This window comes from Nocardia abscessus, from assembly GCF_015477775.1.
Taxonomy (GTDB): domain Bacteria; phylum Actinomycetota; class Actinomycetes; order Mycobacteriales; family Mycobacteriaceae; genus Nocardia; species Nocardia abscessus_A.
In genome coordinates, this window is sequence record NZ_JADLQO010000001.1 from 686,957 (window position 1) to 710,929 (window position 23,973).

Sequence of the window (23,973 nt, forward strand, 5' to 3'; positions counted from 1 at the left end):
CGTCCGGTAGCGATCCGACATCACGGCACACCAAATCGTGCCGAGCCCTCGAATAAAGAGGAGAGCTGTAGTACTTTTAACGCCAGTCGTGGGACAGGGAGGGCCTATGGGCCACATCAAGTACGCGAGTGACGTCGGAGCGCCGATCGAGGTCGCTTTCAGCTACACCGACAACCATCTCTTCGTACCCGATTGGATGTTCGGCATCGCGGACTTCGTGCCGACCGGCGATCAGGACCGCGGACTCGGCGCGGTCTTCGCCGCCACCACCCGTCTCGCGCTCTTGCGGCCCACGTCGACCTGCGAGATCACCGAATACCGCCACAACGCGGTGATCGGGTACACACTGCGTGGGCACTTCTGCGGCACGCTGCGGCTGCGCTTCGACCCGCTGGGTTACGGGCGCTCGGTGCTGACCTCCGAAGCGGAATACGGTCCGCCCCGCGGAATAGTCGCGCGCCTGGGCGCCGGTCTGGTGGATGCTGCGGTCAAATCGGCGCTACGGCGTACGGAATCCCGGTTGCGGAGGGAGATAGAGGAATTTCACGGTACCGATCTTGTCGGTCGGATTGCGTAGGGTGCCATCCATGATCATCGTGAGCACCGACGGATCCTGCCTCCGTAATCCCGGCGGCGCCATCGGCTGGGCTTGGGTCAATCATCAGGGCACCTCCGCCAGCGGAGGAGCCGCTTCCGGAACCAACCAGGTCGCGGAATTGCGCGCGGTGCTGGAAGCGATCGTCGCGCATCCCGGGTCCGAACCTCTGCTCATCGAGAGCGATTCGCTCTACGCGATCAAGTGCGCGTCGGAGTGGGTGTCGGGGTGGCGGCTCAACGGCTGGCGCACCTCCACCGGCGGCGCGGTGAAGAATGTCGAACTCGTCCGGCAGATCGACCGGGCCATCGCGAGCAGGCCGGGACCGGTCCGTTTCCGCTGGGTCCGTGGTCATGTCGGCAACTACTTCAACGAGCAAGCCGATGCGCTGGCCGGAGAAGCGGCTCGGCAGGCCGCGGTCACCGCGGCTGTCGCCGAGGCGAACACCGTGGAAATGCTCGCGGTGACTGTGGAAGAAGCGTCGACGGCGCCGGAAGCGCCGAAGGACAAGGCCGCGGGGAAGGCGGCCGCGCCGTCGGCGCCACAGACTTTGACGCTGTTCTGATTCGTCCGCGAATCGCCGAAGACTGCCCGAATGACCTCCGGCGGTGGTGGCTCGGCCCACCGCCGGAGGCGCTCGGCTAGTTGCCCGGCTGCGGTGCGGGCTGACCAGACGGTGCGGGCTGCGGAGCGCCGCCCGGTGCGGGAGCGCCGGGAAGGCCGGTACCCGCACCCTTGAGCATCGGCGAATCGAGCTTCTCGACCAGCCAACTGTCGCCCGACTTCTGCAACTGGGCGATCACCACGACGAACTGCCGCTCGGGGTTGGCCTGGGTGAAGTTGGTCCGGTACTGCGTGAGGGTCACCAGCACCTTGGCCGAGGTCTTGTCACCGGACTGGTAACCGCACTGCACGTCGTCGGCCCAGGATTTGACCTGCGCCTGCACCATGGCGTCCTTGAGCGCCTTGGTCGCGTCGTCGAACTCCTTGAGGAACTCTCCGGTGGAGCCGGCCTTCACCGTGGTGAAGTAGTCATCGAGGTTCTTCGAGTAGTCGTAGACCGAGACGTCCTTGCCGAATTTGCACGCGGCGCTGGTCGAGTCGCGGATCGCGTCGAGTTTGTCGCCGCGGTCCTTGCCCTGCATGAAGAACACGACCACCGCGGTGATCGCCGCGACCGCGAGCACGCCCGCCACGAACGCGGCCACGAGCGGAATCGAGGTGGATTTCCCGGACGGCGCCGGCGCGGCCGCCGCGGGAGCGCCGCTCTTCGCTGTCGACTTCTTGCCCGCCTCGGGCTTGTCCGCCTTCTCCGCCTTGGACAGCTCGGGCTTCGCCGCGCCGGCGGCATCCTCCGACTTCTCGGCCACCTTGTCGGTGTCCTTGTCGGCGGTGGCCTTGGTCTCGGCGTCCTTGTCGTTCTCGGCGTCGTCGGTAGACATCGATAAAACCTGCACTTTCCCGGCGCGCGTCGATGCGCACCGATTGGCTTCAGGGCCCGCGAGAGCGAGCCTTACGCGTTCCACCGGCGAGTATGCCCGGCCGACGGGTCGACCGCCGGGCCGGGTACGACTCACCGCACCGGAGGCAGGGTCCGCTCGTTCGGATCCACACCCGGAGGCATGTGTGCGCCGTTGTTCGGCACGTTCGGCCGCGGCGCGTTCGCCGCACCGCGGATCTGCTGACCCGGCGGTGGGTTCTCACAGTAGTTCCACTTCGGAATCGTGCCGTCCTGCACGACCTCGTTGCGGATCTTCGGAGTGTTGTAGGTACAGAACGGCCGCGGCCAGATGTCGATCATCGCGTGGAATTCGTTCCCGTGCGCCGGGACGCCCAGCGCCTCGCCGCCGAGCGCGAGCGAGGGGAACAGCGCTCGCAGAGCGGGCAGCCGCAGCTGCGCCGCCTTGGTGATCGCCTGGAAGTTGGTTGCCAGACTGGTGATCGGGTCGGCCGTCCGGTCCACCACCGCGCCGAGGCTGGTGAGCTGGCCCGGCGCCTGATCGAGCACCCGCTGCAGTTCCGCGTTCGCGTTGTTGAACTGCTCGAACAGCACCCCGGAGTTGCGGGTCAGCGTGGCCAGATCGGGCTGCGCGTTGGACGTCGTGTTGGCGATGGTGCGCAGATTGGTGATCAGATTCGTGGTCTGCGGCAGCAACGAGTCCAGGCCGGCCATCGCCAAGCTGATCCCGTTCACCATGCCGCGCAACTGATCCGGTCCCGCGCTGAGCGCGATGTCCAGCTCGTTCAGGATGACCTGGAAGTGGTCGGGATTGATCTGCGCGATCAGTGCGCTGGAGTTGTCCAGGACCGACCACACCGGCGTCGGCGTGTGGATCTTCTCCGGATCGAACTTGATCACCGCGCCGTTGGCCAGGTACGGCCCCTGCTCGGCGTTCGGCCGGAAATCGATGTACTGCTCACCCGCACCGGACAGCGCCTGCACCGCGATCTGGGTGTCCACCGGGATCTTGTACTTCGACTCGATCTGCGCGGTGGCGGAGATGGCCTGCCCGCGATCGGTCAGCTCGATCGAGGTGACCTTGCCGATGCGCCACCCGCGCAGGGTCACGTCGTTGCCGGGCTGCAGACCGCCGGACCGGTCCAGGTTCACCGTGACGGTGTAGTCCGACCGCAGCGGGTTCACCCGCATGACGTTCACCATCAGGTACGCGGCGCCGACCAGCAGCACGAGCACCAGACCCAGGTTCGACAGGAATATCTTGCTTCCGAACAGTTTGCGCACGGAGGTCATCGGTGTCCTCCCGTCACCCTGCCCTGCACCAGCTGCAGCACTTGAAGCAGGCTGCCCGCGAAGTCCTGCAGGTCGTGGAGGTCTTGGAGCTTGCCGTGCTCCGGATCGGTGAGCGCGCTGATGTCGAGGTTGGTCGCGGTGGCGTACACCGCGAAGCTGCCGCCGCGGAAGGTCGCGTCCACCTTGGGCCGCAGCACGCGGAGCCGATCGAGCAGCACGCCGAAGTTGTCGCCGGTCTTGGCGATCGCGTCCATCAGCTGGTGAGTGTTCTCCAGCAGGCCGTTCAACTGCGCGGTGGAGGTGTCGGCGTAATTGCCCAGCGCGGCGCTGGCGATGGACAACTTGGTCAGCAGATCGCCGATGGCCCGGTTGTTCTCGGCGATGGCGCCGATCATCTGGGGCAGCGTGTCGGCCACCTCGCCGAGCTCGGACCGCCGTGCCTCGATGGTGTTGGCGAGGGAGCTGAATTCACCGAGCACGCTGTCCACCCGGGCCGAATTGGCGTTCAAACTGCCGACCACGCCGGTCATCTCGGTGATCAGGTGGGCCAGTTGCTCGCCGCGGCCGCCGACGATGGAGTCCAGCTCCGAACCCAGCCTGGACAGGCTGGCGATGCCGCCGCCGTTGAACAGCATGGACACCGAGATGAGCAACTGCTCGACGGTCGCGCCCGCGGAGGTGCTGTCGAGGGTGAGCGTGTCGCCGTCGTGCAGCATGTCCACGCCCGGCTCGGTCTTGGGTTTGGACACCGCGACGAACACGTCACCGAGCGGGGTGGCCTGCCGCAGTTCCGCCGTGCTGCCCTTGGGCAACTCGATGTCCTTGCTGATGGTCAGGTCGACGATCGCCTGGAAATTCTTCGTCTTGATGTCGGTGACCACGCCGACGTCCGAACCGCCGATCTTCACCTTCGCCTGGTCGGGCAGGTTCAGCGCGTTCTCGAACACCGCGTGGATGGTGTAGGTCTCCCCGGACATACCCGGTTTCGGCAGCGGCAGCTTCTCCACGGTGAGCCCGCAGCCGGAGGTGACCGCGACACCGGCCACCGCGGCGACGGCGACCAGCGCCCTGCGTGCCTTGATCGTCATTCGGTACGTCATTTCGTCAGTCCGAGCAGTGCGGCGGTGAGCCCGTAGTCGGGCCCGAAGTCCTGCATGTTTCCGGTGCGGCAACCGTCGGCCCTCATCTGGATGCGTTCACAGAACAGGCTGACGATCTCGCCCGACAGCGCGGTGCCGATCACCGCGTGCAGCCGGACGTACCCGTGCTCGCGGTTCACGATGCCGTCGATGTTCTGCATGACCATCGGCGCCACGTCGACGACCTCGGTGATGCCGTAGGCGTTGTCGCGCAGCTGCTGGGTCACGTTGGTCAGGCCGGTCATGGTGCCCGACAGCTGATCCTGGTACTGCGTCAGCGTGGTGCTCGTGTTCTGCAGGAAGGCGAGCAGCTGATCGAGCGTGGCCTGCAGGCCGGGCGCCTGATCGGCGAGCAGTCCGGTCATCTGGGTCACCCGGTTGCTGAAATCGCGCACCGACTGGTCGTTCTCGGCCAGCATGGTGGTGAGGTCGTTCAGCTTGATGATGATGCTGGAGATCGCGTCCTTGTTGTCCACACCGACCTTCAGCGCGCTGGACAGCGCGTTGAGGGTGTCGCGGATCTTCTCGCCGTTGCCGTTGAGCATGGGGTAGAGCACCCGGCCCGACAGCGGGCCGATGCCCTCCTGGCCCGGCTCCGGCTTGAGCGCCGCGGCGAACTGGTCGATGGTCTTGATCATCGTGTCCAGCTCGACCGGCGTCTTGGTGCGGGCTTTGGGCAGGTGCGCACCGTCGCTCAAGGCCGCGCCGCCGGTGTAGACGGGGGTGAGCTCGATGTGCCGGTCGGTGACGATGGACGGCGAGACGATCGCGGCGATCGCGTCTTTCGGGATCTTCACGTCCTTGTCGATGGACATGTGCACCTCGATCAGGGTGCCCTTGGGCACGATCTTGTCGACCTTGCCGACATCGAGCCCGAGCACCGTGATCGGATTGCCCTCGTAGATGCCCGCGATGTTGTCGAAATCGGCGGTGATCTGCAGGGTGTTGCCCAACGCGTCGTTCACCGAACTCGGCAGCAGCGAGCAGCTGCCGACGGTCAGCGCGGCGGCGCTGATCATGAGCGTCTTCGCGACGGTCCTCAGCGGAAAGCCCGTGCGGAATTTCATCCCTGGCACCCCTCGATAACTTGGGCGAAGCACAACCAGTTGTCCGGGAAGAGCCACGGCAGGCCGACGTCACCGTACGGACCGCTGCCGCCCCACGAGTTCGCCAGGTAGCGCACGGTCGGCGGCATGAGCGACAGCATCCGGTCCAGGTTGTCCTTGTTCTTCTGCAGACCCTCGGCCATGGTGTTCAGCTGCGCGATGGTCGGGCCGAGCTGATCGTTGTTCTCCGCGCCGATCGCCTCCAGCTGCTTGGTCAGCGACGCGACGTTGTCCAGCAGCTGGCGCAGCAGCGCCTGGCGCTCCATCACCCGATTGGCGATGGCCTCGCCCTGGGTGATCACCAGCAGGATGCTGTTGCGGTTGTCGCCGAGGATCCTCGTGACCCGGTCCAGATCCTTGAGCAGGGTGTCCACCTCGGCCTTGCGGCGGTCGATCACCTTCGCCAGCGCGCCGACGCTGTCCAGCGCCTGCGCGGTGAGCTGCGGTGACCCGTTCATCTGCTCGTTGATCAGGTTCAGCGAGTCGGACAGCTTCTTGGTGTCGAGCGCCTCGAACTTCGGGGTGCCGATCTGCACCACGTCGGCCAGGTTGTACGGAACCGCGGTGTTGGACACCGGGATGCGCTTGCCCTTCAGTCCCGAGCCGTCACCCGGCTCGAGGTCGACGTACCTGGCCCCGAGCAGCGTGGCCATCTTGATCGAGGCGCGGGCGTCCGGGCCGAGTTTCACGTCGTCGCTGACGCTCAGCGTGAGCATCACGTGACTGCCCTCGATCTCGGCGCCGACCACCCGACCGGAGGCCACCCCGGCGACGTTCACCTTGTCACCGACTCTGATGCCCGCGGCCTGCACGAACTCGGCTTTGATCGACTGCTCGCCGACGCCGATGAGCTTGTAGACGCTGGACACCAGCAGCAGCACCACGATGAGGGCGCCGCCGATGATGCCCAACCAGAAGTACCGGTTGCTCTCGAACCTGGACCTGAGCTTCGTCATCATGGGCGGCACACCGCCGAGTGCGAGGTGCCACCGATCTGGGAGAACAGGCCGCGCGGGAAGAGGACGCCGTAGAGCGAGAGGTCCAGCCCGCACAGGTAGGCGTTGGCGTAGCCACCCTCGGAGGTGTGCCTGCCCGCCGCCGACAGGACGTTCGGCAGGTCGATCGCCGCCTGGTCGAGCTTGGCGCCGTTGTCGATCAGCAGCGTCAGCGCCGCGCTGGTGGAGTTCTGCGCGGTGCGCAGGCTCGGCTGGATCTGGTCCATCATGCCGACCAGCGACGTGGTGGCGCTGGCGATCTGCTCGGTCGAGGAGAGCAACGACTGCCCTTGGTCGTACAGCCCGCCGATCAGGGCCCGGGTCTGGGTCACCAGGGTCTCCAATTCATCACCTCGTTTGGCCAACCCCGACATGACGCCCGACAGGTTGGTAATCACATCGGACAGGATCGCGTCCCTGCGCTGGAAATCGGTGGCCAACTGGGCGGCCTGGACGATGAACGCGCTCAACGAGACGCCGTCACCCTGCAACGCCTGGATGAAGGTCTCCGACAGCCGGTTGACCTGCTCGGGCTGCAACACCTGGAACAGCGGCTGGAATCCGTTGAGCAGACCCGACACGTCGAACGACGGCTCGGTCCGGTTGATCGGGATCGAACCGTTGTTCTTCAGCGGCGCCGGGTTCGGCTCCTTGCCCGGAGCCAGCGCCACGTACCGCTGGCCGATCAGATTCTGGTAGCGGACCAGCGCCTTGGTGTCGCTGTAGATCGTCTGGTCGCGCTGCACGACGAAGGTGACCTTCGCGACCGACTTCTTCAGATTCGCGTCGCGGGCCCGTTCGATCTTCTCGACCTTGCCCACCCGCACGCCCGCCATGCGCACGTCGTCGCCTTCGTGCAGGCCGAGCACGTCGGAGAACGTCGCGGAGTAGGTGTAGGTGTCACCGCTGACGATGCGCGCCAGCGTGTTCCAGACCACCACCGTGACCAGGACGGACACGATGGCGAAGATGCTGAATCCGATCAGCGGTTTGCGGATGCTCATCGTCGGGCACCGTTGTCGGACACCTGCATGGTTCCGCCCTTCAGAATCGAGCTCAGCAGCAGATATTCGGCGGTGGTCGGCTTGCGGCCGAGCAGCGCGGTGATCGCCGAGTCGCCTCGGTAGGAGATCGGCGCGGCCGACGGCGTGCCCTCGGGCGCGGCGGCCGGAGCCACGGGCGCCGGAGCCGGTGCCGCGGCAGGCGGGAGCAGGCCGGGCGGCAGCATCGGGAACAGGCCCTCGAGCGGGGTGCCCGCGAACGGAGCGGGCACGCCGCCGGTGGGAGCGGCCGCGGTGGCGCGGTTCGGGTCCGGGGTGGTGACGCCGGGAATCAGCGGCAGACCGGGCATCGGTACCACCGGCGGCAGTCCGGCGGCCGATTCGAGTGCCCGCGGCTTCAGCTGTTCGGGCAGCTCGCCGATGTCGGCGACAGCGGGAGCGGTGAAGCAGCTCGGGCCGGCCATCTCGCCGTAGCGCGGGCAGTCGGCCACGGTGTAGGGGCGGTACGGGGTGAGCGTGATACCGGCATCCCAGACCTGCTGCTTCTGCGGACCCCAGGTGAACGTGGTGTCCATCCGGCGCATGGTCTCGCTCAGGTTGAGCAGCGTCCTGGTGATCGCGTCCGGGTCCGCGGCGAGGGCGCCGAACATGTCGTTCGTTCCCGCCGTGACCTCGATGCCGACGTTCGGATTACGGGCGAACAGGTCGTTCACCGTGTCGATCGTCCCGCTGGTGCCGGTGATCAGGGAGACCAGCTCGCTGCGGCGGTCGGCGATGGTGCGCGCGGTCTGCACCGAGCTGCCGAGCACGTCGACCAGCTCGGGCGCGGACTGGTTGAGCGCGTTGAACGACGCGGAGAAGTCGCCGAGCAGCACGCCGAGATCGGGAATCGACTCGTCGACGGCCAGCAGCCAGCGGTCGAGCCGCTCGACGGTCGAGCCCGGCATCCGGCCGCTGCCGTCCAGCGCCTGCGACAGGGTGCCGAGCACCCGGCCGAACTGCACCGGGTCGATCTTGTCGAGGATGTTGCGGACGGTGGTCAGCGTGTCCTGCAGCGCGATGGTGCCCTTGCTGCGGTCTTCCTCGATGACCGAACCCTCGTGCAGGTACTGGTCGGCGGGGCCGTTGAAGACGAGTTCCACGGAGGTGACGGCGAACAGGTTGCTCGGCACCACGCGAGCGGTCACGTTGGCCGGGATGTCGCCGGCGAACTCCGGCTTCATCTCGATCCGGACCTTCTGCAGTTCGCCCTTGGCCGCGACGTCGACGGTCTTCACCGCGCCGACGAGCACGCCGCGGAACTTGACGTCGGCCTGCTCGGGCAGACCGTCACCGGTGGTGGTCAGGTTCGCGGTGACGTTGACCTTCTCCTGGAAGTACCCCTGGTAGCGCAGCATCAGGAAGCCGAGCACCAGCGCGAAGACGACCAGACCGCACACGCCTGCGATGAGCAGCTGTCGCATCGTGGGCCCGCGCCCACTGGGATCGATGATCATCTGCTGCCTACCCCGAGATTCGGATGCCGGGGTTGACACCCCAGATAGCCAATGTCATGAACAGGTTCGCGAATACGACCGCGATGATGCACATCTTGATCGCGCGGCCCGCGGCCACGCCGACGCCCTCGGGGCCACCGGAGGCGAAGAAGCCGTAGTAGCACTGGATGAACGTGGTGATCGCGACGAACAGGATCGCCTTGATCAGCGAATAGATGACGTCGGTCGGGATGAGGAACTGATAGAAGTAGTGCTGGTAGGTGCCGGTGGCGGTGCCGCCGATCAGCTGCACGGTGAGCGCGCAGGAGATGTAGGCCATCGTCAGCCCGAGGCAGTAGAGCGGGATGATGGCCACCATCGCCGCGAACATCCTGGTGCTGATCAGATAGGGCAGCGGCCGGATGGCGATGGATTCCAGCGCGTCGATCTCCTCGGAGATGCGCATGGCGCCCAGCTGTGCGGTGAACCGGCAGCCCGCCTGGGCGGCGAAGGCCAGTGTCGCGAGCAGCGGGCCGAGCTCACGAGTGGTCGCGAACGCCGAGATCGCACCGGTGATCGGGCTCAGGCCGAGCAGGTTCAGCGAGTTGTAGCCCTGGATGCCGACCGTCATGCCGCCGAAGGCGCTCAGGATGACGACGACGCCGATGGTGCCGCCACCGACGACCAGATTGCCGTTGCCCCAGGTGACGTCCGAGAGCAGGCGCCATACTTCCTTGGGGTAGTGCTTGAGCGCCAGCGGAATCGAGCCGATCGAGCGCAACAGGAAGAACACCTGGTGGCCGAGTCGGGCGAGTAGATCGACCGGCGCCTGCGCGGATTTGCGGAACACCTGGAGAGGCCGCAGCAGCGGCGGTACATAGGTTGATGACACCGGCTCAGACCACCTGTGACGGGAATAGTGCGTTGTAAACCTGGGTGATGATGAGGTTCACCCCGAACAGCATGATGGCGGAACTCACCACTGCGGAATTCACCGAGTTCGCGACACCACCCGGACCACCCCGGGTGTTCAATCCGGTATCGCAGGCGATGATTGCCGCGAGCAGACCGAATATCAGCGATTTCGCCAGCGCGACAAGAAGATCGGTGGTCACGGCGAACGACGAGAAGGTGCCGACATAGGAACCCGGCGTACCGTTCTGCGCGAAGATATTGAAGATGTAGCCGGTCAAGAAGCCGACGAAGACGACGAAGCCGCACAGCAGCACACTCACCAGCATCGCGGCGCCGAGGCGCGGCGCGACCAGCCTGCGCATCGGGTCGACGCCCATGACCTTCATGGCGTCGATCTCTTCGCGGATGGTGCGCGAGCCGAGGTCGGCGCAGACCGCCGAACCGACCGCGCCCGCGATCATCAGCGAGGTGACCAGCGGGGCGCCCTGCTGGATGATGCCGAGGCCGTTGGCCGCGCCGATGAACGAGGTGGCGCCGACCTGGCCCGCCACCGAGCCGACCTGGATGGAGACGATCACGCCGATCGGGATGGCGACCAGCAACGTCGGCGCCGCCGAGACGCTGGCCATGAACGCGCATTGCCGGACGAACTCGCCGAACGGAAAACGCCTGCGGAAAATCGAGACGAACAGTTCGGCGACGGCCGCGAAACCCATCGTGATCTGCCTGCCGAAGGTCTCCAGCGAACGCTTCGGATGATCTTGCCAGTAAGACCTCGTCCAATCGACCGCATCACTGAACCGTGACCCTGATGGTGGACTCTCGGTCGACTGCACTGGCTAACCCTCCTCGACGCCGGTTGGCTACCCCGGCGACTCGTTTGCTTGACGCACCTTACTACGGAGTAGTGCAGAACACACCACCGACTTGTGATCGCAGTCATAGACCTCGCTCACCGTCGCCGGAAAGGCCGCGAAACATTGGGAACGTCCCCAAAGGTAGCGACCCGACCTCTGGCACAAGTTACAGCCCCATCAGCGCGAATCCCGGATCTCCACCGGCGGTTCGGCAAATTACTTCGGAGGATTCTCATGGAAAATCGGATTTGTTTCCCAAGACCAACACAACGACTCCTTACTATCACCCGAGCACTAATGGACACGAGATTTTCACAATTGTGATAGCGGAATGCTATTGGCGCGTAAGATACGTTTGGTCACAGATGTATGAAATAGGGTTGAAGCGCGAAACCGTGGGGACAACCCGGTAGTAGGTGACGCGCCCGAGGTCGATTACTGACACGATGGGTGCGACAGATTGATATCGTGCGGGCTTCCGACGTCTGGAGGGACATGTTCAGCAAACTCGCCAAGGTGGCCAACGCCGCCTTCGCCGTCGCCCTGGGCGCGGCGCTGCTCGGCACGGGCGCTGGGGCCGCTAACGCCCAAACGGGCCCGCCGGTGTTGGGCGGTGGATCCGGCATCATCATCGACAACCAGTTCGAGTGCACGGTCACAACTGTCGGCCACGACAACGCGGGACGTCTGGTCGGACTGACCGCGGGGCACTGCGGCGACCCGGGCGCACAGGTCTACGCCGAGGCCGATCGGGGCGCGGGCGTGATCGGCCGGTTCGCCTACTCCAATCACGATCTCGACTACGCCGTCATCCAGTTCGATCCGGGCAAGATCACTCCGGTGAACCGGGTCGGCAACGTCACCATCACGGGAATCGGCGGACCGGCCACCTTCCCGCAGATCGTCTGCAAGGAAGGGCGCACCACCGGCAATACCTGCGGTATCGCCTGGGGCGACGTATTCCGGACGAACGTCGAGACCTGGAGCCAGATGTGCGTGGTGGAAGGCGACTCCGGTGCGCCGGTCGTCGTCGGCAGCACGCTGGTGGGCATGGTGAACGCCTACCTGGCCATCGCTTGCTTCGGTCCTGAGGTCGGTACCAACTTGAGCGCGATCATGGCCGACGTCAACGCACGCGGCGGCGTCGGCGCGGGTTACATCCCGATCTGATCGGACACCACCCGATGAGCGGCCCGAACGGACAGCGATCCGTTCGGGCCGCTCATTTTTCGCTCGATGCCGGTGCGAGCGCCGGACCGGCGACCGCGCACTGCGGCATGCAATCCACGTTGTCCAAGGTGGCCGGGCGCCGCTCGGGACGCAGCAGCACCGCGGCGAGCGCCGCGCCGAGCACCAGCAGTCCGACGCACAGCCACATCGCGGTGGCGAAGCCGTCGTCGAAGGCGACCGGGTCGCCCAGCGCGCCCGAGATGCCCGCCAGGCCGGGCAGCGCCGCCACCGCGAGCAGTTGCGCGGTGCGTGCCACGGCGTTGTTCACGCCCGAGGCGATGCCCGCCTCGCTCGCGGGCACCGCACCGAGCACCGCACCGGTGAGCGGAGCCACCAGCACCGCGAGCCCCAGTCCGAACACGAGGACACCGGGCAGCACGTCGGTGAGGTAGGTGGTCTCGGGCCCGATGCGCAGCAGCAGCACCAAGCCCGCCGCCGCCAGCAGCGGGCCCGCGGTCATCGGGATGCGCGGCCCGTGCACTTGCGCCCAGCGCCCGGCGGGAGCCGAGAGCAGCAGCATGATCAGCGTGACCGGAACGGTCGCGACGCCGGACATCAGCGGCGAGTATCCAGCCACCAATTGCAGTTCCAGCACCAGCAGGAAGAACACGCCACCGAGGGCGGCGTAGACCGCGAACGTCACGAGATTCGCCGCGGTGAACACCCGCGAGCCGAACAGAGCGGGCGGCACCAGCGGGTGGTCGCTGCGCAACTCGATCAGGACGAACGCACCCAGCAAGGCGACACCGGCCACGATGAGCAGGGGCATCGTGTCGATCAGTCCGAGGGTCAGCGCACCCAGTGCCAGCGCCACCACCAGCGCGCCGGGCACGTCGAGCCGGGTGGCCGCGTTCGGATCGCGGCTCTCGGGCACGTGTCGCAGCGCGACCAGCACGACGACCACGGCCAGTGGCACGTTGAGGAAGAAGATGGACCGCCACCCCGCGACCTCGATCAGCCAGCCACCGAGGAACGGTCCGAGCGCACCCGCCACACCGCCGAAGCCGGACCACAGGCCGATCGCCGCGCCTTGATCGCGCTGATCGATCGACGAGGAGATCAGGGCCAGGCTGCCCGGCGTGAGCATGGCGCCCGCGACGCCCTGCAGGATCCGGGCCGCGACCAGCATCTCGATGGTCGTCGCGGCCCCGCACAGCACCGAGGCGATCGCGAAAGCGATGGTTCCGAACACGAAGACGCGGCGGCGGCCGAGCTTGTCACCGAGCGAGCCGCCCAACAGGATGAACGAGGCCAGGGTCAGCGTGTACCCGTTCAGGGTCCACTGCAGCCCGGCGACATCGGTCTCCAGCGATTCGCCGATTCGCGGCAGCGCGATGTTCACCACCGTCGCGTCCAGCGAGGCGACCGACGATCCGAGGATGGTGGCCAGCAGAATCCAACGACCGGTGCCGGAATGCAACCGCGGTAACTCGGTGGTGCTCACCAACCCAACCTAGCGGTCTGCCCTTCGGAGGACGGCCCGCACCGGATGGGAAGTCCCGGTCAGAGTTCCTGAACGCAGACGACGAAACGGCGCTTGTCGTAGACGTATCCGGTGCCGCTGCCGCAGACACTGACGTCATCGGCGCCCTCGACGCGTTTCACCACCTTCACGCCTTTCGCGGGCGAGGAGCCGGTGCAGTCGATCCGCTTCGGGTCGTCGCCGCCGACATCCATGCAGCCGCCGATCACCCAGTCGATATCCAGGCACAGCGCACCCTGTTCGATGCCGTTGATGGTCTCGGCGTAGTAATTGTCGGCGTCGCTGCTGCACTGCGAGCTCTTCGACTTCTTGTCGATCACCTTGTAGTTCGACTCGCGGCTACCGCACGACGCTTTCTCGATGGTGGCGTTGGTGGTGGTGCCGCCGAGTTTCACGCAGTCGTTGATGGCCGCGTCGAAGTCGGTGCTGCCGCTCGGTTTGCTCGTGGTCGGCTTGCCGGTGCTCGGCGTCGGCTTGCCCGACGGCTTCGGCGTGCTGGTCACGACCGCGTCGATCGTCCCGTTGTCCACCGCGGGCTGAGCGGTGCCGCTGATCGTGGAACTGCACCCGGCCAGCGACAGTCCCGCCGCTATGGCGAGCCCGGCAAGGGCGAGACGACCCCAGGTCAGTTGACGAGACACGTACAGTCCTCCCGAGCTGTAACGCCGGCGAACTCACGCCCCCGTGATCCGAAGTTGCCATGGCTGTGCTTGAAATACCACGCCATGAATACACCATCGACCGAGCGCACGTCGAGCCGAAGCCGGAAACGATCTGCCGCCAACCGGTCTGGGTATGGTGGGTTTTCTGGTTCGAGAGGAGTTCCCGGTGAAGCTGATCAGCGCAATCGTCTGCTCGACCGCCGCGATCGGAGGCTCCCTCGTCTACCCGGGAGTGGCCGCCGCCGCCGACGTGCACTGTCGCTCGGAACACGGGACCGACGTCACCGTCATCGATGGGGAGACGGCCTGCCGTGCGGCGACCGACAGCTACGGCCGAGCCGGGGCCACCGGCATCGATGGGGTGGGCTATGCCAACGCGACGCTCGGCGCGACGGCCATCGGCATCGGCGCGGCGGGAGGCGTCGGCGCGAGCGAGGGCGCGGGCGGGATGCCCGTGGCGGTCGGCTTCGGCCCCGACGCCGTCGCGCTGACCTCGATCACCGACGATCCGCAGGCGCGGACGTTCGCGATCTCGATCGCGCTCGAAGGGTCGCGAGCGGGAGTGGCGACCGCCGAACAATCGGTCGTCTGCCTGGGCGTCGCGGCCTTCGCGTGGAACGCGACCACCGGCGACGCGTGCCTCGCCACGCCTTTCGGGCTCTGGCAGACCCACTGAACGGGTTACCCTGGTTGACCAGCCCGACTAACGGCGGTCAGGAGGTGACCCCATGGTTTCGGCAATGCCGGCGGACGGCTTCGAGCCCGGCGATTCGGCGCGCGAGAAACTGGCGGCACCGCGCGAGATGCTGGTCGACCCGCGTTTCATCCGGCTCGCCGATCAGTTCTTCGGGATCTTCGCCCAGCCCACGCGCGGCGGCGGCGCACTGGCGGTCTATCTCGACGGCAGACCGGTGGTCGACATCTGGGCAGGTTGGGCGGACAAGGAGCGCCGCTGGAACGGCGACACCGTCGCACTCACCTTCTCCACCGGCAAGGGTGTGGCCTCGACCGTCGTGCACCGCTTGGCCGAACGCGGGCTGATCGGCTACGACACGCCGGTCGCCGAATACTGGCCGGAGTTCGCCGCGCATGGCAAAGAGGACATCACCGTGCGCGACGTGCTCTCGCATCGCGCCGGATTGCACCGGGTGCGTGGCCTCGTTCCCGGCCGGGAAGGCATCCTGAACTACGACGCGGTGGTGCGGGCGCTGGCCGACAGCCCGCCGGACCCGCGCCGCATCCGTACCTCCGGCTACCACGCGATCACCTTCGGCTGGCTGGTCGCCGAGATCGTGCAGCGGGCCACCGGCACACCGTTCACCGAGGTGTTGCGCACCGAGATCGCCGAGCCGCTCGGCTTGGACGAGTACTGGTTCCGCGTCCCGGAATCCGAACGGCATCGAATCGCCAAGATCTTCCGTCCGCTCGGTCCACCGGGAATCCGCTGGAACACCGCTTCCTCGGTGCTGTCCTGGGTGCGACCCGTGCGCGGGCTCGCCGAGGCGGGCATGCCGGAGAGCTTCGACGAACTGGTCCGCGACCCTCGGGTGCACGACTCGGTGATGCCCGGTTGGAACGGGGTCTTCTCGGCACGCGCACTGGCGCGGATGTACGGCGCGCTGGCCAACGACGGGGTGGTCTACGCCGGCAGATCGGAGCGGGGCGCGAGCGGATCGGAGCGCCTCGTGCGGTTCCTGCAGCCGGAGACGATCGCGACGATCAGTCAGGCGCAGCCCGCACACAGCCGCGACTACGTGCTCGGCGTGCCGATTCGCTTCACGCTGGGCTATCACCGGCCGGTGCTGATGTCCAAGCAGCAGCCGAGAAACGCGTTCGGTCATTACGGCGTCGGCGGCTCCGGCGCGTACGCCGACCTGGATCTCGGCATGTCCATCGCGTTCGTGACCAACGGTCTCGGCAGCATGGTGACCGCGCTCGGCGACGCCAGGCTGGCGCGGCTGGCCGCCACGGCGCAGACCACGGTGCGCAAGCATAAGCAGATCGCCCACTAGCGGGTCGTCCGGCGAGGCATGTGCGGAGCCGATGATCCGTTCTGGTCTCGATCGCCGTGGTATGCGCGTGGAAGCGTCGCCCTCTCGATGCCGCGACATCGCGACCGGTCCGCATCGCGCGATTCCGGGCGGCGGGTCAGTGAGCTTTGTCACTAACAGGTTTGCGGCGAACCAACTTTCACCCTTCAGTCGATCATCGTCCGACGGTCACGCGATGGCCTGACCGGGCTGTTTCGCGGCATAGATACCCAGTGGAATCGATTGTGACCTGCGACACACAGTGATCGGGTGACGCATAACTCTGAAACGCAGGTGGCTCGACCATGCGCCGAAACGGTAGGAAGGGACGAACGGGTCGGGCCGTCAATACCTGTGGGGCGCTCTTCTGGCTCCGCGCCGAAATGAAGAATCTCGCTACGTGCGCTCTCGCGCGCGCGAGAGATGGAATGGACGAGAAACCTATGCATGCCGCTTTGCACACCGCGTCGTTGCCTGCTCACCGCAAGGGAGCTCGGCTAGCCCGTCGGTTGCGCGAGGGCGTCCTGCTGTCCGCCGCGATCGCGGCGGCCGGTGCCATGCTCGTCGCGCCCGCGCAGGCCGAACCGATCCCCGGTATCGGCACCGGCTCGGCTGCCGCGGCCACCGAGCCGGCGCCGCAGGCGAACTTCGCCCCGCCCTCGATCAACATCGCCGACGGCGAGGTCGTCGGCGTCGCGCAGCCGATCATCATCACCTTCAAGGAACCGGTGACCGACCACGCCACCGCCGAGCAGGCCATCAAGATCACCTCTTCGAAGCCCGCCCCCGGCCACTTCTACTGGCGCGGCGACAAGCAGGTCCGCTGGCGGCCGGACGAATTCTGGCCGGACAACACCGACGTGCAGGTGCAGGCGGGCGGCACCACCAGCTCGTTCCGCATCGGCGACGCGTTCGTCTCCACCGCCGACGACGAGACCCACACCATCACCGTCACTCGCAACGGCGAGGTGGTCATGGAGATGCCCACCTCGATGGGCAAGCCCAAGCACGAGACGCCGAACGGCACCTACATCGTCGGCGAGCAGCAGCGCAAGATGATCATGGACTCGTCGACCTACGGCGTGCCGATCACCGACCCCGAGGGCTACAAGCTCGAGGTCGAGTACGCCACCCGCATCTCCAACAGCGGCATCTTCGTGCACGCCGCTCCGTGGTCGGTCGCCCAGCAGGGCGTCTCCAACGCCAGCCACGGCTGCCTGAACGTGAGCACCGAGAACGCCCAGTGGTTCTTCGAGAACGTGCGCCGCGGCGACCCGGTGATCGTGCAGAACACCCAGGGCGGCACGCTCAGCGCCAGCGACGGCCTGGGCGACTGGAACTGACCTGATCCGCCTCCCCGCGTATTCAGGCCGTATCGGTCGGGTGCGCGGTGAGTCGGGCGCAGGGCCTGCGTAAGTACGTGGCCAGGCCTTGGGCGTACCCGGTGAGTTGCCCATGCGCTCGCGAAATCAGTTGGCTCGTCAGCGCCCCAACGGGGCGCTGACGAGCAAGAGTCCACCGCCGGTGTCTCCGGCTTTGCTGTGACCGAAGACCGGCTGCGCTGACTGCCGCTGGACTACCAGATCTTCACGCGCTCAGCGGGTTCCAGGTACAGCGCATCGCCGGGCTTGACGTCGAACGCCTCGTGGAAGCTGTCGATATTGCGTACGACCGCATTGCAGCGGAACTCCGGCGGCGAATGCGGATCGGTGGCGAGCCGGCGGATCGCCTCCTCCACGCGGGCTTTCGTGCGCCAGACCTGCGCCCAGCCGTAGAACACCCGTTGCAGGCCGGTCAGCCCGTCGATCACCGGCGCGGCGGCGCCGTCCAGCGAGATCTTGTACGCCTCCAGCGCGATGGACAGACCGCCGAGGTCACCGATGTTCTCGCCGATGGTGAACTGGCCGTTCACGGTGTGCTCGTCGGGCAGTGCCTTGGGTGAGAGCACGTCGTACTGTTCGATCAGTGCTGTTGTCCGCTTGCCGAATTCGGCGCGGTCCTCATCGGTCCACCAGTCCACCATGTTGCCGTCGCCGTCGTACTTCGAGCCCTGGTCGTCGAAGCCGTGTCCGATCTCGTGGCCGATCACCGCGCCGATGCCGCCGTAGTTGGCCGCGTCGTCGGCGTTCATGTCGAAGAACGGCGGACGCAGGATCGCGGCCGGGAAGACGATCTCGTTCATACCCGGGTTGTAGTACGCGTTCACCGTCTGCGGGGTCATGAACCACTCGTCCCGGTCGACCGGACCGCCGAGCTTGTTCAGGTCCCGATCGTGCTCGGCCGCGTAACCCCTGCGGTAGTTGCCGACCAGGTCGGCCGGGTCGATCACCACACCGGAGTAGTCCCGCCACTTGTCGGGGTATCCGATCTTCGGGGTGAACTTCTCCAGCTTGGCCAGCGCGGCGAGCCTGGTGCCCTGGCCCATCCACTCCAGCTCGGCGATATTGCGGCGGTATGCCTCCTGCAGGTTGGCCACCAGCTCGACCATCCGGTCCTTGGCTTCCGGCGGGAAGTGCTCGGCCACATACAGTTTGCCGACCGCCTCGCCGAGCAGATCCTGCACCAGCGAGACGCCGCGCTTCCAGCGCTCCCGGTTCTCCTCGGCGCCGGTGAGGGTGCGGCCGTAGAAGTCGAAGTTCTCCTCGACCACCGCCTCGGTCAGATACGGCGCACGCGAGCGCAGCACCCGCCAAGTCGCCCAGGCCTGCCAATCCGCGATCGGCTCCTCGGCCCACAGCCGCGCGAACGTGCGCAGATAATCCGGCTGGCGGACCACCAGCTCGGCGAACAACTCGGGACCGCCCGGGTCGACGCCGTCGGACAGCGCGGAAGTCCAAGCGGTCCAGTCGAACTCGGGATTCTCGGCGATCAAGGCATCGAACGTGATCAGGTTGTACCTGAGTTCGGCGTCGCGGCGGCGGACCACGTCCCAGTGCCCGGCGGCCAATTTCCGCTCCAGTGCGAAGACGCGGTCGCCGACGGTGTCGAGGTCGCCCGGCAACAGCCCGGCGACCTGCGGGTCGGCGGCGGCCAGGGCGAACATGCGGTTGATGTGCGCGATGTACTTCGCCCGGATCTCGGCGAACTCGTCCTGCCGGTAGTACGACTCGTCGGGCAGGCCGATCCCGGCCTGGGTGGCGTGCACCAGATAGCGGTTGGAGTCCTTGTCGTCGGTGTCGACGAAAACGGCGACGGCCCCACCGACGCCGGTGCGCTGCAACCGGCCGAGCAGCGAGGCGAACGCCTTCCTGTCGCCGACTTTCGCGATCGCGGCGAGTTCGGTGGCGATCGGCGCGAGCCCGGCCGCGGCCACCGCATCGGTGTCCATGAAGCTGGAGTACAGGTCGCCGATCTTGCGTGCGTCGCTGCCCGGCTCGGCGTCGGCGTCGGCGGCATTACGGATGATCGCCTGTACGTCCAGCTCCGCCTGGTCGTACAGCGCGCGGAAGGCTCCGTCCACCGCCCGGTCGGCCGGAATCCGGTGCTCGGCCAGCCATTTGCCGTTGACGTGCGCGAACAGGTCGTCCTGCACCCGGACGTCCTGGTCGAGGTGGGACAGATCGATACCGGAAGGACGGATCGGTTCGGAAGTCACGGTCTCCAGTATGCCGATGTACCTGTCGGCCGGGCGCCGAGCAGGGAACTCAGACGGGTGAGACGACGCGGTCGAATTCGCCGTCGTGTGCGCCGAGCAGGAAGGCGTCCCACTCCTCGGGGGTGTAGGTGAGGGTGATCTCGCCGTGGCGCAGTGCGGTGTGACCGTCGGCGGTGGTGTGCGCGCACAGTTCGCCATGCGATCGCCCATGGGTGCGCAGGGCGTCGAGGAACGCGGTCCATTCGGCTGCGGTGACGGTGATGACGGGCTCTTCGGCGGTGCGGTCGGCCGGGTTGCGGCGATACTTGCTGTCACGGATGAGCACCGCGTCACCCTCGAACCGGACCTCGACGCATTGGTTGCCATTGTTCGATCTGGTCGATGTGAACCAGCCGGTGCGTACCGGCCGTGCGGTGGTGGCCATGGGCAGGATTTTACACGCGGGAATAGCGTCTGATCAGGGCTAACGACTCCATCCGCGAGAGCGACTGCTGCACCGCGCGCTGGTATGCGAAGCGCAGATCGCGAACCAGATCCGGGTCTTCGACGGCCCCGCCGAACACCGCGCTCTCCACCCAGCCGAAGGTGGGCAACTGCTCACCGGCGAAGTCGATGAGGTGGAAGCTGGACCCGCCGAGCACCGCGCCCGCGGTGGCCGCGAACGGGATCACACGCACCTCGACGGTGTCCAGCTCCTCGATCAACTCCGCCAAATAGTCCAGCTGCCCGCGCAGCACGTCCGGACCTCCGGTCTGCTGCAACAGGGTGCCCTCGCCGAACACCGCGGTCAGCTCCACCGGCTGCGCGCCGCGCAACCGCTCTTGGCGTCGCATCCGGATCGCCACCAACTGCTCCACCTGGACGGGGCGGATCATCACGTCGGCACTGATCAGGGCGCGGGCGTAGTCCTCGGTCTGCAATAAGCCGGGCACGACGAGGCTGTCGTAGCTGCGGATGCTCTGCGCGCCGTATTCCATGCCGTAGAGCCGCTGCAACTCCGGCCCGATCAGTGCGGAGGACTTCGTCCACCATCCGCGCTGCTTGCTGGTTTCCAGCAGGGCCAGCAGCTCGGCGCGTTCCTCGGCTTCCACCTCGAGCAGTTCGAGCACCGGGCCGATGGTGTTGGTGGTGAGTACCCGCCTGCCCTTCTCGACATGGGACCAGTTGGCCGGGGTGAATCCCACTCGCCGCGCGAAGCCCGCGGAGTCGAATCCCCGCTGTTCGCGCAGTTCACGCAGCCGAAGCACCAGTTCCCAGCGGGCAACGGTGGGCGAGACGGGTGCCATGGGTGGGGATGCTACGCCCAATCGGACGCGCCGCCCCGTGACTATTGTCAAGCGACTTGCGCAGGGCTACTGTCGAGGCCAGCGATCCATATCTTCCGAGCACGCTCCACCGGCAGCGAGGCGAGGTTGTCATGAGTACGTCGCGTATCGAATCAGGCAGACAGCCCGCGTCCACGGAGTTCCCGGCGATCCAGGACGCGTTCGCTCGCTGCCGCCGCTACCGCGAGGACAACAAGCTGTACGCCCTGGTCGACCCGGTCCTCGGTCGCATCATGCTGGAAGTCGGTGCGGTCGGAGCGGTCGTGATGCCCGCAGTGTTCGGCCGGCGCGTGCGCGAACGGTTGGCCGCAGGAGCCGAGTCCCGTCCCGGACCGGTCATCGCGCATCCGCGCGCGGATCGCTGGACGTTCCTGACCGGCCCCACCGACAACTCTTATCTCGACACCGGACTGTTCGCCGATCTGTTCCGGGTCTGCGCCTCGATCGCACTGCCGGGCAGCCACATCGTGCTGCCCTCACCCGCCGACGAGCACGGCGGCTACCGAACCTGGGTCGTGGCGCCCGACGGCGACTTCCGCCGCGAATTCGCCGAGGTGATCGCCGCGACCCGGGCGTGCGCCGCGGCTACCGGGGCGTCGGTGCGGGTGGCGGAGTGAGCGTGATGCTGTACTTGTCCTGCAGCTTCTGATTCCACTCGCGCTCGCACTGCTCGATCTTGGACTGGTCGTTGCCCGCCTTGTTCACGCAGTCCACGAAGTCCTTGCCACCCGAGTCGATGAAGAAGCTGTAACCGACGATGGTGAGCAGGATGGCGCCGACGATGCCGAGCACACCGAGAACCACACCGGCGATCGCCATGCCCATGCCTCCCGCGGTGCCCGCGCGGGCCTTGACCACCGCGATGACGCCGAGGATGACGGCGAAGATGCCGCAGGCGTAGCCACCGATGATCGTCCAGAAGAACAGCAGCGCGAGGATGCCGAGCACCAAGGCGGTGATCGCCAGCCCGCGGCCTTTCGGCGATTCCTGCCAGTAGGCGGGCTGACCGGCGTACTGGCCGCCGGGGGGCGGCGGGTATTGACCCCCCGATGGCGGGTATTGCCCCGGCGGGGGGTACTGGCCGGGCGGCGGGGGCGGATATTGCGACATGGACTTCCTCTCCGTCGGTGCCTCGCGATGCTCGGTCCGGACGAGGTGATCCGGGGGTGCACGCGTCGCCTACTGATCGCGCTCCCTACGGACGGATGTTAATGCGAACCGGCTATTGGGCGCCCAGTCGCGCGTGCATCTCCCATACCAGGATTTCCGAAGGCCGCCGCGCCACCACACGTTGGCCACCCGACCTGGTCAAACGCACCGCGTCCCCCTCGTAGAGCGGGCCCACACCCTCCATGTCCACCTCGCCGCGCGCCACGAACAAGTGCAGATAGGGTGCGTCGGGTAGGTCGATCACCTGTTCGGCGCCGGGCTCAGCACTCGCAGCGCTCGTCATACGTGCCACGTGCAGCGCCGAATGGCTGCTGTTGATGGCGATGGCGGTGCGATCGCGGTAACGAGGCAGGCCCGAAGCGACCGTCACCAGACCACCGCCGGCCAGTTCGTCATCGATCTCGAGCTGCTCGTAGCCCGGGATGAGCCCCGGCTCGTCGGGCACGACCCACATCTGCACGAAATGCACGGGCTCGTCGTGTTCGGGGACCCGGCCGTCCAACCGCCACGCGTCGTTCTTCTCCGAATGCAGGATGCCGGTGCCCGCGCTCATCCGCTGGGCCAGCCCGGGATAGATGACACCGCTGTGGCCCAGGGAATCCTGGTGCACCAGGCTGCCGCCGAGCACCCAGGTGACGATCTCCATGTCGCGATGCGGGTGAGTGTCGAAGCCCTGCCCCGGGGAGACGACGTCTTCGTTGTTGACCAGCAGCAGGCCGTGGTGGGTGTTGTCGGGATCGTAGTGTTCCCCGAAGGAGAACGAGTGCTTCGAATCCAGCCAGGAGACCCGCGTCTTCATGCGGTCGCCGCCACGGTGGACATCGATGTGTGGTGTCGTGAGTGTGGACATCATGGTCCTCCTCTCGGGACCGTGCACCGATCGCCATTCAGGGTAGGAGCACTTCCGCCGCGGTACTCCGCATTCCTAGTAAATTGTGCCGCACTCGGCATTTTACGCGAGCGACCGGAAGGTGAACGGCAGGCGAGCAGAACCGACCGGTAGGTCGAAACGCTGGGTCACCTCGTCGGATATCGTGGTCCGACCCCGATTGCCAAGCGCGACAACGACAACCGGAGGTAACGACGTGCTGGACCCCGACGGCCTCGCCAGGATCGAGCAGCAACTCCGCAGCGAAGCTCGTCGCGACGGCATCGCGCATTTCGTGATCGGCGTCGCCGTGTTCCGCGAAGGCAGGCTTCTGGTGGTGCGCCGGGTCGCCGACGACTATCACGGCGGTATGTACGAACTGCCCGGCGGAGGCGTCGAATCGGGGGAGACTTTCGCCGAGTGCGTGGAGCGGGAATTGCTGGAGGAAACGGGCCTGCGGATGCGCGCCGTCACAGACTTCCTCGGCGGATTCGATTACGCCACCCGGACCAAGGCGAAGGTGCGGAAATACACCTTCGTCGTGGAGGCGCAACCAGGTGACGTCGCGCTCGCGCCAGGGGAGCACGACGCCTTCGCCTGGATCGACGCGGGCGCACTCGACGGGCTGCCGATGGCGCCGGATATGCGGGAGACGGTGAGCATGCTCGTCGACCGGGTGTGACTCGCCCGCCACCGGGTTCGTCACCGAGACGCGAGCGTGCGGCGTCGGCGGCGAACGCAGTACGCTCGCGGACGTGTCGACTGGTCACGCCGA

Annotated in this window: 24 protein-coding genes; 8 read left to right on the forward strand and 16 right to left on the reverse strand. The window is 66.8% G+C overall.

Going from position 1 to position 23,973, the window contains the following annotated elements; all coding sequences use genetic code 11:
* Positions 1–106 precede the first annotated feature (106 nt).
* Both IU450_RS03275 and IU450_RS03280 read left to right on the forward strand, forming a co-directional pair.
* The gene (locus IU450_RS03275) at positions 107–577 is read left to right on the forward strand and encodes an SRPBCC family protein (protein WP_195148251.1); all 471 of its coding nucleotides are present in this window, start codon (positions 107–109) and stop codon (positions 575–577) included.
* Positions 578–587: 10 nt separating this feature from the next.
* Positions 588–1,160, forward strand: coding sequence for a ribonuclease H family protein (locus IU450_RS03280; protein WP_195148252.1), 573 nt, complete (start codon positions 588–590; stop codon positions 1,158–1,160).
* 76 nt (positions 1,161–1,236) lie between these two features.
* Here the strand turns inward: IU450_RS03280 and IU450_RS03285 are convergent, their stop codons facing one another.
* The 9 genes from IU450_RS03285 to IU450_RS03325 all read right to left on the reverse strand — a co-directional run bounded on the left by IU450_RS03285 (position 1,237) and on the right by IU450_RS03325 (position 10,814).
* Entirely contained in the window at positions 1,237–2,037 is an 801-nt protein-coding gene (locus IU450_RS03285; RefSeq protein WP_195148253.1) for a hypothetical protein, read from the reverse strand.
* A gap of 131 nt (positions 2,038–2,168) precedes the next feature.
* Positions 2,169–3,347, reverse strand: a complete 1,179-nt coding sequence (locus IU450_RS03290; protein WP_195148254.1) for an MlaD family protein — start codon at positions 3,345–3,347, stop codon at positions 2,169–2,171.
* Positions 3,344–4,435: an MCE family protein gene (locus tag IU450_RS03295; RefSeq protein ID WP_195148255.1), complete on the reverse strand. Its 1,092-nt coding sequence runs from the start codon at positions 4,433–4,435 to the stop codon at positions 3,344–3,346. The genes IU450_RS03290 and IU450_RS03295 overlap by 4 nt, the downstream gene beginning before the upstream one ends.
* Positions 4,436–4,443: 8 nt before the next feature.
* On the reverse strand, positions 4,444–5,553 hold the full coding sequence (locus tag IU450_RS03300) for an MCE family protein (protein ID WP_195148256.1): 1,110 nt from the start codon (positions 5,551–5,553) through the stop codon (positions 4,444–4,446).
* Positions 5,550–6,551, reverse strand: a complete 1,002-nt coding sequence (locus IU450_RS03305; RefSeq protein WP_416382831.1) for an MCE family protein — start codon at positions 6,549–6,551, stop codon at positions 5,550–5,552. Before IU450_RS03305 ends, IU450_RS03300 begins: the two co-directional genes overlap by 4 nt.
* Complete coding sequence (locus tag IU450_RS03310) at positions 6,548–7,591, reverse strand: MCE family protein (protein ID WP_195148257.1); 1,044 nt, start codon at positions 7,589–7,591, stop codon at positions 6,548–6,550. Before IU450_RS03310 ends, IU450_RS03305 begins: the two co-directional genes overlap by 4 nt.
* Positions 7,588–9,084: an MlaD family protein gene (locus tag IU450_RS03315; protein ID WP_195148258.1), complete on the reverse strand. Its 1,497-nt coding sequence runs from the start codon at positions 9,082–9,084 to the stop codon at positions 7,588–7,590. Before IU450_RS03315 ends, IU450_RS03310 begins: the two co-directional genes overlap by 4 nt.
* Positions 9,085–9,091: 7 nt before the next feature.
* Complete coding sequence (locus tag IU450_RS03320) at positions 9,092–9,955, reverse strand: ABC transporter permease (RefSeq protein ID WP_195148259.1); 864 nt, start codon at positions 9,953–9,955, stop codon at positions 9,092–9,094.
* Positions 9,956–9,959: 4 nt separating this feature from the next.
* Positions 9,960–10,814: an MlaE family ABC transporter permease gene (locus IU450_RS03325; protein ID WP_195148260.1), complete on the reverse strand. Its 855-nt coding sequence runs from the start codon at positions 10,812–10,814 to the stop codon at positions 9,960–9,962.
* A 516-nt stretch (positions 10,815–11,330) separates the two neighbouring features.
* Here IU450_RS03325 and IU450_RS03330 point away from each other — a divergent pair.
* Positions 11,331–12,005 (forward strand): S1 family peptidase, encoded by a 675-nt coding sequence (locus tag IU450_RS03330; protein WP_195148261.1) that lies wholly within the window; start codon positions 11,331–11,333, stop codon positions 12,003–12,005.
* A 52-nt stretch (positions 12,006–12,057) separates the two neighbouring features.
* On the opposite strand, the gene IU450_RS03335 is transcribed toward IU450_RS03330, so the two are convergent.
* Both IU450_RS03335 and lppU read right to left on the reverse strand, forming a co-directional pair.
* Positions 12,058–13,509 carry an MFS transporter gene (locus tag IU450_RS03335; protein ID WP_195148262.1) on the reverse strand — a complete coding sequence of 484 codons (1,452 nt, stop codon included), beginning with the start codon at positions 13,507–13,509 and terminating at the stop codon, positions 12,058–12,060.
* Between the two features lie 59 nt (positions 13,510–13,568).
* Positions 13,569–14,189 carry an LppU family putative lipoprotein gene (lppU, locus tag IU450_RS03340; protein WP_195148263.1) on the reverse strand — a complete coding sequence of 207 codons (621 nt, stop codon included), beginning with the start codon at positions 14,187–14,189 and terminating at the stop codon, positions 13,569–13,571.
* A 187-nt stretch (positions 14,190–14,376) separates the two neighbouring features.
* Here lppU and IU450_RS03345 point away from each other — a divergent pair, with 187 nt between their 5' ends.
* The 3 genes from IU450_RS03345 (at position 14,377) to IU450_RS03355 (ending at position 17,583) form a co-directional block, all read left to right on the forward strand.
* The gene (locus IU450_RS03345) at positions 14,377–14,886 is read left to right on the forward strand and encodes a DUF6764 family protein (RefSeq protein WP_195148264.1); all 510 of its coding nucleotides are present in this window, start codon (positions 14,377–14,379) and stop codon (positions 14,884–14,886) included.
* A 64-nt stretch (positions 14,887–14,950) separates the two neighbouring features.
* Positions 14,951–16,222, forward strand: a complete 1,272-nt coding sequence (locus IU450_RS03350; protein ID WP_195148665.1) for a serine hydrolase domain-containing protein — start codon at positions 14,951–14,953, stop codon at positions 16,220–16,222.
* A gap of 461 nt (positions 16,223–16,683) precedes the next feature.
* A complete protein-coding gene (locus tag IU450_RS03355) occupies positions 16,684–17,583 on the forward strand; it encodes a L,D-transpeptidase (protein ID WP_228833926.1) in 900 nt (299 codons plus the stop codon).
* A 233-nt stretch (positions 17,584–17,816) separates the two neighbouring features.
* Here IU450_RS03355 and IU450_RS03360 read toward each other — a convergent pair whose 3' ends face one another.
* Genes IU450_RS03360 through IU450_RS03370 form a run of 3 tightly spaced genes read right to left on the reverse strand, consistent with a single transcriptional unit; the run spans position 17,817 to position 21,121 of the window.
* Positions 17,817–19,835, reverse strand: a complete 2,019-nt coding sequence (locus IU450_RS03360) for a M13 family metallopeptidase (RefSeq protein WP_195148266.1) — start codon at positions 19,833–19,835, stop codon at positions 17,817–17,819.
* Positions 19,836–19,884: 49 nt separating this feature from the next.
* Complete coding sequence (locus IU450_RS03365) at positions 19,885–20,259, reverse strand: DUF397 domain-containing protein (RefSeq protein ID WP_195148267.1); 375 nt, start codon at positions 20,257–20,259, stop codon at positions 19,885–19,887.
* 10 nt (positions 20,260–20,269) lie between these two features.
* The gene (locus IU450_RS03370; RefSeq protein WP_195148268.1) at positions 20,270–21,121 is read right to left on the reverse strand and encodes a Scr1 family TA system antitoxin-like transcriptional regulator; all 852 of its coding nucleotides are present in this window, start codon (positions 21,119–21,121) and stop codon (positions 20,270–20,272) included.
* A gap of 131 nt (positions 21,122–21,252) precedes the next feature.
* Here IU450_RS03370 and IU450_RS03375 point away from each other — a divergent pair, with 131 nt between their 5' ends.
* Positions 21,253–21,777 (forward strand): hypothetical protein, encoded by a 525-nt coding sequence (locus tag IU450_RS03375; protein WP_195148269.1) that lies wholly within the window; start codon positions 21,253–21,255, stop codon positions 21,775–21,777.
* On the opposite strand, the gene IU450_RS03380 is transcribed toward IU450_RS03375, so the two are convergent.
* Together IU450_RS03380 and IU450_RS03385 are read right to left on the reverse strand one after the other, a co-directional pair.
* Positions 21,746–22,270 (reverse strand): DUF4190 domain-containing protein, encoded by a 525-nt coding sequence (locus IU450_RS03380; protein ID WP_195148270.1) that lies wholly within the window; start codon positions 22,268–22,270, stop codon positions 21,746–21,748. The genes IU450_RS03375 and IU450_RS03380 overlap by 32 nt on opposite strands.
* 112 nt (positions 22,271–22,382) lie before the next feature.
* Positions 22,383–23,180, reverse strand: a complete 798-nt coding sequence (locus IU450_RS03385) for a pirin family protein (protein WP_195148666.1) — start codon at positions 23,178–23,180, stop codon at positions 22,383–22,385.
* A gap of 235 nt (positions 23,181–23,415) precedes the next feature.
* Between IU450_RS03385 and IU450_RS03390 the strand changes: the two genes are divergently transcribed.
* Positions 23,416–23,880, forward strand: a complete 465-nt coding sequence (locus IU450_RS03390; RefSeq protein WP_324197510.1) for an NUDIX hydrolase — start codon at positions 23,416–23,418, stop codon at positions 23,878–23,880.
* The last annotated feature ends 93 nt before the right edge of the window (positions 23,881–23,973 follow it).